Annotated in this window: 7 protein-coding genes; 4 read left to right on the top strand and 3 right to left on the bottom strand. The window is 70.0% G+C overall.

Annotation, left to right across the window (positions count from 1 at the left end):
- The first annotated feature begins 260 nt into the window (after positions 1 to 260).
- Positions 261 to 512, top strand: coding sequence for a hypothetical protein (locus FV228_RS16040; protein ID WP_147855537.1), 252 nt, complete (start codon positions 261 to 263; stop codon positions 510 to 512).
- Between the two features lie 60 nt (positions 513 to 572).
- On the opposite strand, the gene FV228_RS16045 is transcribed toward FV228_RS16040, so the two are convergent.
- Both FV228_RS16045 and FV228_RS16050 read right to left on the bottom strand, forming a co-directional pair.
- On the bottom strand, positions 573 to 1646 hold the full coding sequence (locus tag FV228_RS16045; protein WP_147855538.1) for a tlde1 domain-containing protein: 1074 nt from the start codon (positions 1644 to 1646) through the stop codon (positions 573 to 575).
- A gap of 236 nt (positions 1647 to 1882) precedes the next feature.
- Positions 1883 to 2665, bottom strand: a complete 783-nt coding sequence (locus FV228_RS16050) for a lytic transglycosylase domain-containing protein (protein WP_187277776.1) — start codon at positions 2663 to 2665, stop codon at positions 1883 to 1885.
- A gap of 704 nt (positions 2666 to 3369) precedes the next feature.
- Here FV228_RS16050 and FV228_RS16055 point away from each other — a divergent pair.
- Positions 3370 to 4056 (top strand): methyltransferase domain-containing protein, encoded by a 687-nt coding sequence (locus FV228_RS16055; protein ID WP_147855540.1) that lies wholly within the window; start codon positions 3370 to 3372, stop codon positions 4054 to 4056.
- Positions 4057 to 4106: 50 nt separating this feature from the next.
- The gene (locus FV228_RS16060) at positions 4107 to 4718 is read left to right on the top strand and encodes a hypothetical protein (RefSeq protein WP_147855541.1); all 612 of its coding nucleotides are present in this window, start codon (positions 4107 to 4109) and stop codon (positions 4716 to 4718) included.
- Between the two features lie 171 nt (positions 4719 to 4889).
- Here the strand turns inward: FV228_RS16060 and FV228_RS16065 are convergent, their stop codons facing one another.
- Entirely contained in the window at positions 4890 to 6581 is a 1692-nt protein-coding gene (locus tag FV228_RS16065; RefSeq protein ID WP_147855542.1) for an aminotransferase class III-fold pyridoxal phosphate-dependent enzyme, read from the bottom strand.
- Between the two features lie 32 nt (positions 6582 to 6613).
- On the opposite strand from FV228_RS16065, the gene asd reads away from it, so the two are divergent.
- The coding region (asd, locus tag FV228_RS16070) for an archaetidylserine decarboxylase (protein WP_147855543.1) at positions 6614 to 7318 on the top strand (705 nt) is incomplete at its 3' end.

The following is a 7318-nucleotide window of genomic DNA, read 5'->3' on the forward strand; positions in this document are numbered from 1 at the left end:
GAAGGGCAGATTACCCGCCTGAAGCTCGTGAAGCGACAGATGTTCGGCCGCGCCAAACTCGACCTGCTCGAAGCTCGGCTGATCGGTATACCATGAGCCCCCCTGCATCGAGATTGCGCCAGACCCATTTTTAAGCGCCATATTCGATTTTGCACCTTGCTTCATCATGTCGACCGAGGCGACATGTCCCTAAAGGGGAATATTGAAGTTGAAATATTGTATGCCAGCCTGTTGAGCGGCCGGCGTCCGGAGAGGCGTTCATGACGAGGGACTCAGACGAGACCCGCACCGAACCCAGCGAACGGCTCGCCCGAATCTCGGACGCGTTGGACCTGCCAATCTCGGTCTTTTTCGGGGGCGGGCAGGATGCGGCCGTCGCTCAGGGCGCCGCCGACGCGGGGACCGCCTACCTGCTCGCGCTGATCGCTGCGTACCTCAAGGACGCGAAGCCCGAGGCCCGACGCAGCTTCCTTCAATCGGTGGAGGCGCTGATCCAGGCCGAGTCCCGGTGATGGAAACGGAGCCCTTCGCCTGACGCGCGGAGGCGGGAGCCACCGCCCGACCGAGGCAGATCAGTTCCCGTTCCGGGCCATCTGGGTGCGGGCCGGGCTTGCGGCCAGGCTCGGCAGCGGATCCTGCGTGCCGGCCACGACCACGAGGCGTTGGACCTCGCCCCGCAGGTAAGCCTGCAGGAACCGCTCGTAGTCGCGGAACGAGACGCAGCCGTTCGAATCACCCCGCGGTCCGAGCATGAAGGTATGGGCGAGCAGCCCGACGCGGCCGTACACGGCTTCGTTGCCGCCCACCGGCGTGAGCCGGATCGCCCGTACGCCGTGGAACAGCTGCTCCCGCTCCTTCAGATCGTAGGTGCCGGGCGGCGTCGGGCCGCGCATCCGCACGTTGACCATCCGCGGCTCGTCGAGACCTTCCCCGAGTCCGGAATGCGCTTCGAGCTTCTCGCCGTTCGGCAAGGTCACGATGCGCGCCGCGATGTTGTAGATCGCGGTCCCTGCCGTGGGGCGTGCGTCGGCGGGGGCGAGCGGCGGGGAGATGCGCCGCTGCGGCACGAGGTCGGCGGGCCGGCTCTCGAGGGCCGCGTAAGCCAGGGCCGGCGCGCGCTCGACGCCGAACAGTTTCTCCAGGAACGAGCGGTCGTCCTCGCGGGGCTGCACGGGAAGCGGCGGCAACTCGCGGCGGGCCACGCGCCGCTCGGCCCTGCGGCCGAGATCGGGTCCGCGCGCGGACCGGAATTCGGGTGGCCGCGGCACCGGGAGCGGAACGGTCATCGCCGCGCGCGGGGGCTCCGTAACCTGGGTCTCCGGCACGGGGTCCGGAATCGACGGGGCTGCGGAGGGCTCGATACCGGACCACGCCCAGCGCGACAGGGGACCACCGGTGGCGTCGCGCCAGGCCTCGTCGGCGGGCGCTTCCGCCGCGAGCGGCACGGTATCCTGAGCCGACTCGACGGCCATGCTCTGGCGGTCGGGAACGGCCGAAAGGTCGTCGCCGCGTTGAACGGGCGGCTGAAGCCCCGTCCCGAGGGCTGCCAGCGCGACCGCGGCGGTCAAGACCGCCAGCGGGCCCGCACAGGAGCGGCGTGCCATCCGGGTGGTGGGGCCGCCGAGCGGCACGGAGTCGATAGCCATGCGGGCGCCAATGCTCTCGTCGCGGAGCGGGCGCCTGCCGGATCATCGCCACCGCGGTCCTCTGGAACCGTCGACGGGTCTCGATGGGCCGGCCGGCCCCGCCTGGACGAAACAGCGGGACCGGGCCGGCTTTTCTGCGGCAGCTGCGTGGTCGATTCAGGATCGATCGGGACCATTTTCGGGCCAATACCGGTTCAACCCGATCGGCTCGAACAGTATTCGCTAACAGCCAAGCTTCAATCGTTGTCGATCTGCTTGCCCAGCTGCGCGATCGCCCGCTCGTAGACGGTCGCCGCGTTCCAGCCCTGGAGCGCCACGAAGTTCGGCTCGCCGGGCTGGTAGCCGGCACCCGGGCGCCAGCCATGCGCCTTCAGGAAGTTCGCGGTGGACGACAGGGCGGCGCCGACGTTGTTCAGGTCGCCGGTCCCGTAGGTCAGCACGTTCTTGGGCAGGAACTGCGTGTGGCCGACCTCGCCGTGGGCCGCGCCGCGGGTGCTCGACGACAGCAGGCCCCGGTCGACCAGGGTCAGGGCTGCGTAGAGCTGATCCGTGAAGTATTCGGAGCGGCGGCAATCATAGGCCAGCGTGGCCACCGCAGAGAGCGTGTTGACGTTGCCGCGGACCGCCCCGAAGCCGGTCTCCATGCCCCAGATCGCCAGGAGCGGACCCGGGGGGACGCCGTAGCGCTGCTCGATCGAATCGAACAGCGCGGCATGGGTCCGCTTGAGCTGGCGGCCCTTCGACACGATGGTCGGGCCGCCGCGCTTGGCCAGGAACTGCTCGAGCGACAGCTTGAAGCTGCGCTGGCCCCTGTCGGCCGAGATCGTCGCCGTCGAGTAGCTGGTGGTCTCCAGCGCCGCCAGGCTCGCCGCGCTGGCCTTGCCGCGCGCCTCCTGGGCGAATTCCCGCTTCCAGGTCTCGAACCCGGCCGCCGTGTTGCCGCACTGCGCGGCCTCCGCCTGTCCGGCCGCGCCGGCGAGCCCGGCGAGCGCCGCCACTGCAAGGGTCATACGCCGCATTTGTTCGATCACGCCCAACACTCCTTCGGCGCGAGATCGCGCCACGTTTCTCAACCGATACCGGGGAACATCTCGTCGATAACAGGGCGAGATGATGTCGGCCACGCCGTCCGCCGGCCGTGTTGTATTCGGACCATAGCCGATGCGCGCACGCGCGCTGAGGCGTCCGGCCGGCCATTTGCCATCATCGTGAACGCCGCCGCACGGCCATCGAAGCGGGTGGCTTCCGTCGGTCGCGGCGTCGGCGACGCCGTTTCCAAAGCGACGCATCCATCCGGTAAGGCCGCGCCGCAAGACGATCCCCGATGTCGTCCGGTTTTGGTGCGGCGTGAATGCTTTGCCAGCGAAGTGCATATCCGTAAAAGAACCTTTTGTGATGTCACAACATCGTCAAACGACAATCATAGCTTTGCCGGCGGAAAGATCGCCGCGGGGATACGGTGTGGGGCCGATGACGTTCCGCTTGATGTTGCGCCTTCCGCGCCGCCGTCCCGCCTGATCGCCGGGCCCTCGCGATGTCCGTGATGTCATCGGCGGATCGTCCGCCCCCCGCCCGAGACAGTGCCGCCAGCGGCCGGCTCGAACCGCTCACGGTCCCGATCCGGGCCTGAGCCCGCCTTTCCCCGAACCCCGGATCCATCGGCCCGCGGCGCGGCCGGCGGCCGGGTGCCTCAGCCCGACAGACAGCGAGAGACAGGACCCTCATGGCCCTCGGAACGCACGGCACCGGTTCACCGCGGGCGGCGACGCTCGGTCCCGACCTCGATCGCGACGGCGTCGCCAAGGCCTATGGCCGTTGGGCGCCGGTCTACGATCTGGTGTTCGGCCCGGTCTTCGCCCAGGGCCGGACCCTGGCGGCGGCCGCCGCCGAGCGGATCGGCGGGCGTGTCCTCGAAGTCGGCGTCGGCACCGGCCTGTCACTGCCGGCCTATCGGCGGGCCGCCAGCATCGTCGGGATCGATATCTCGGCGCCGATGCTGGAGAAGGCGCGCAGCCGCGTCGCCCGGCTGGCCCTGCGCAACGTCGAGCGCCTCGCCGTGATGGACGCCGAGCACCTCGATTTCGCGGACGCGTCCTTCGACGTGGTCGTGGCCCAGTACGTCGTGACCGCGGTGCCGAACCCGGAGGCGGCCCTGGACGAGTTCGCCCGGGTGCTCCGTCCCGGCGGCGAGATCGTCATCACCACCCGGATCGGGGCCGAGGGCGGCCTGCGGCGCCTGATCGAGCACACGCTGATGCCGATCACGAGCCGCCTGGGATGGCGGACCGAGTTCTCCTGGGAGCGCTACGCCGCCTGGGCCGCGACGGCACCGGTGGAGGTCGTGGAGCGCCGGGCCCTGCCGCCGCTCGGCCATTTCTCCCTCATCCGCCTGCGCAAGCGCGACGCCTGACCGCGCGAGCCTTCTGACCCGCCCCCCACCCTCGATCGGAGAAGCACGGCATGGCGAGCTTTCTTGAGACCCTGCGCGTCCAGCGCTGGGACGACCACCGATATTATCACCACAACCGGATCAACCAGAGCCTGCACGTGGTCAGCGCCGTGAGCTTTCTGGTGGCCTACGCGGTGGCCTTCAAGGATCCCGCGACGGCGGCGCTGATCGGCTGGCTCCTGGCGATGACGAGCCGGCAGGCGGGACACCTGTTCTTCGAGCCGAAGGGCTACGACCACGTCAACCACGCGACGCACGAACACAAGGAAGAGATCAAGGTCGGCTACAACCTGCAGCGCAAGATCGTACTGCTGGCGATCTGGGCGCTGTCGCCGCTGCCGCTCTACTTCGATCCGAGCCTGTTCGGCCTGATCTCGCCGCACCAGACGACCACCGACCTGATCCGCAACGTCGGCTGGATCTGGCTGTGGCTCGCGATGGCCGGCCTGCTGTTCCGCACCGTCCAGCTGTTCTTCGTGCGGGACGTACAGACCGGTCTGGTCTGGGCGACCAAGATCCTCACGGACCCGTTCCACGACATCAAGCTCTACCACAAGGCGCCGCTGGCCCTGCTGCAGGGTGAGATGGTCGAAGAGCACGAGCCGCACGAGCACGGCGCCTGATCGTTACCCGGCCTCGCCGAGCCGGGGGGCTCCCCCCGCCTCGGTGATGCCGGGCAAAGTCCAGGTTTCAAAAGGTCCTGGACCTTTTGCGGGTGCAGGGCAGAGCCCTGCAAACTCGGGGCTGCACGCCCCGAACCCTGCCAAAGGGCCGGAGGCCCTTTGGAAACCCGATCAGGCCTGGTCCGGTGACCGGAGGCCGAGACGAGCGCCGAGTTTGCCCAGTCGGATCGCCGCGACCTCCCGCAGGATCGCCTTGCGGATCGCCTTGTCGGTCGTGGCGCCACCGTCCCACCAGCCATCCGCCCGCATGGCGTTCGCCGCCGCCACGAACCGGGCGGCGACCGTCTCGAACGCCGCGTCGTCGTAGGCGAGGCTGAAGATCATCCGGCCGGTCCCGACCCAGGACAGGGCCAGCCCCTCGGCACGCAGGTAGAATTGCAGCATCCAGTTGTAGCGCGACGGCCGCGTGTAGAGGACCGTCCAGACCGTGGACATGTTGGCGACCCGCACCGGCAACTCGGCCTCGGCCAGCAGCGCGTTGAGTCGCGCGGCCCGCGTGTCCCAGGTCGCGTCGAGGTCGCGGTAGAGGGTGGCGACCTCCGGCGTCTCCAGGCGGTCGAGGAACGCGCTCATGGCGCCCATCACGTAGGGATGCGCGTTGAACGTCCCGCGGGCGAAGCAGATGTCCACCGGACGGTCGTCCCGGAAGCGCCGCATCAGGTCGGCCCGGCCGCACAGCACGCCCACCGGCAGGCCGCCGCCCAGGGTCTTGCCGTAGGTCACCATGTCGGCGCGCACGCCGAAATACTCCTGCGCCCCGCCTCGGGCGAGGCGGAATCCGAGGAACACCTCGTCGAAGATCAGCACGATGCCGTTGGCCGTGCAGACCGCGCGCAAAGCCGCGAGCCACTGCGTGTAGGCCTCGCGGTCGAAGGCGGCCTTGCGGGCACTGTCGACCAGCGCGGAATCGGACGGCGCGCCGGCATTCGGATGCATGGCCTGGAGCGGGTTGACCAGCACGAAAGCCACGTCCCGGCGGCTGGAGAGCACCCGCAGCGTCCGGTCCGACATGTCGGCCAGGGTGAGCGTGTCGCGGGTCGGCACCGGGTTGCCGATGCCCGGCTGCACCTCACCCCACCAGCCGTGATAGGCGCCGCAGAAGCGCACGATCCGGCGCCGTCCGGTGTGGTAGCGGGCCAGCCGCGCCGCCTGCATCACCGCCTCGGTCCCGGACATGTGGAACGAGACTTCGTCCAGGCCCGAGAGCGCCTTGAGCCGCGCGACGTTGCCGGTGACCACCGGGTGCAGCGGCCCCAGCACCGGCCCGAGGGCGGCGACCTTCGCGGCGCCTTCATCCAGGCAGGCCCGGTAGACATCCACGCCGAACAGGTTGACCCCGTAGGACCCGGCCAGGTCGTAGAAGACGTTGCCGTCGAGATCCGTGACGGTGACGCCGTCGGACGCCGCCGCGAAGGCCCCGGCCCCGAGATGCGCGCGCACCTGGCCGGCATACTGGAACGGCACCCGGTACAGCCCGGTGAATTGCAGGTCGGAGAGGCCGTCGCGGACCGCGTCGGTCTCGGCCCGGGTGCGGGCGAACCGCGCGCGGTAGAGTTCGGAGAGCCGCGCGAAGCCGTTCTCCCGCCGCAGCGCCACCGTCTCGTCCGGGTCGTCGGAGCGGAAGAACGCGCGCTGCGAGTAGGCGTAGTGCGGGATCAGCCCGGCCACGCGCAGGGCCATCCGGGCGTGGCCGGTGAGGGATGGATGCTTGGCCCGGGACAGCTGAAGGCGCTGCGCGGCCTTCGGCAGGGCGACCAAAGCGGCTGCGGCGGTGGCGGACAGGGTGGCGAGGAGTGCGGACATCGCCCCCCGCCGTATCGGAGGCGGTTCACGGCATGATGACGGTTTCGGGATCACGGCTCAAACGCGCCCTGGCGCAGGTGGGCGCTCAGGAAGATCTGAACTTCCTGCTCACCAACCGCCTGCCGCGCCGGCTCGCCACCCGATTCATGGGCTGGTTCAGCCGGATCGAGCAGCCCCTGGTGCGCGACGTCTCGATCGCCACCTGGCGGCTGTTCTGCGACGTCGATCTCACCGACGCCCGGGAGACGCGGTTCCCGAGCCTGCACGCCGCCTTCGTGCGGGCCCTGAGCCCCGGCGCCCGCCCGGTCGCCGGGGACCCGGCCATCCTGGTCAGCCCCAGCGACGCGATCCTGGGCGCGCACGGCCGGATCGAGGCCGGGCGGCTCCTCCAGATCAAGGGCCTCTCGTACAGCCTCGCCGACCTGCTCGGAGGCGACGCGGAGCTGGCCCGCGCCCACGAGGGCGGCGCCTACGCGACCCTGCGGCTGACCGCCGGGATGTATCACCGCTTCCACGCCCCCCACGACCTGCGGGTCGAATCGGTCCGCCACATCTGGGGGGACACCTGGAACGTGAACCCGATCGCGCTGAAGCGCGTCGAGGCCCTGTTCTGCCGCAACGAGCGGGCGGTGCTGCGCCTGCGGATCGCCGGCCACCCCGTCACCCTGGTGCCGGTGGCGGCGATCCTGGTGGCGGGCCTGCGCCTCGGCTTCCTGCCCGAGGGCGTGGCCCTGCGC

It is taken from the genome of Methylobacterium sp. WL18, assembly GCF_008040015.1.
Lineage (GTDB): Bacteria > Pseudomonadota > Alphaproteobacteria > Rhizobiales > Beijerinckiaceae > Methylobacterium > Methylobacterium mesophilicum.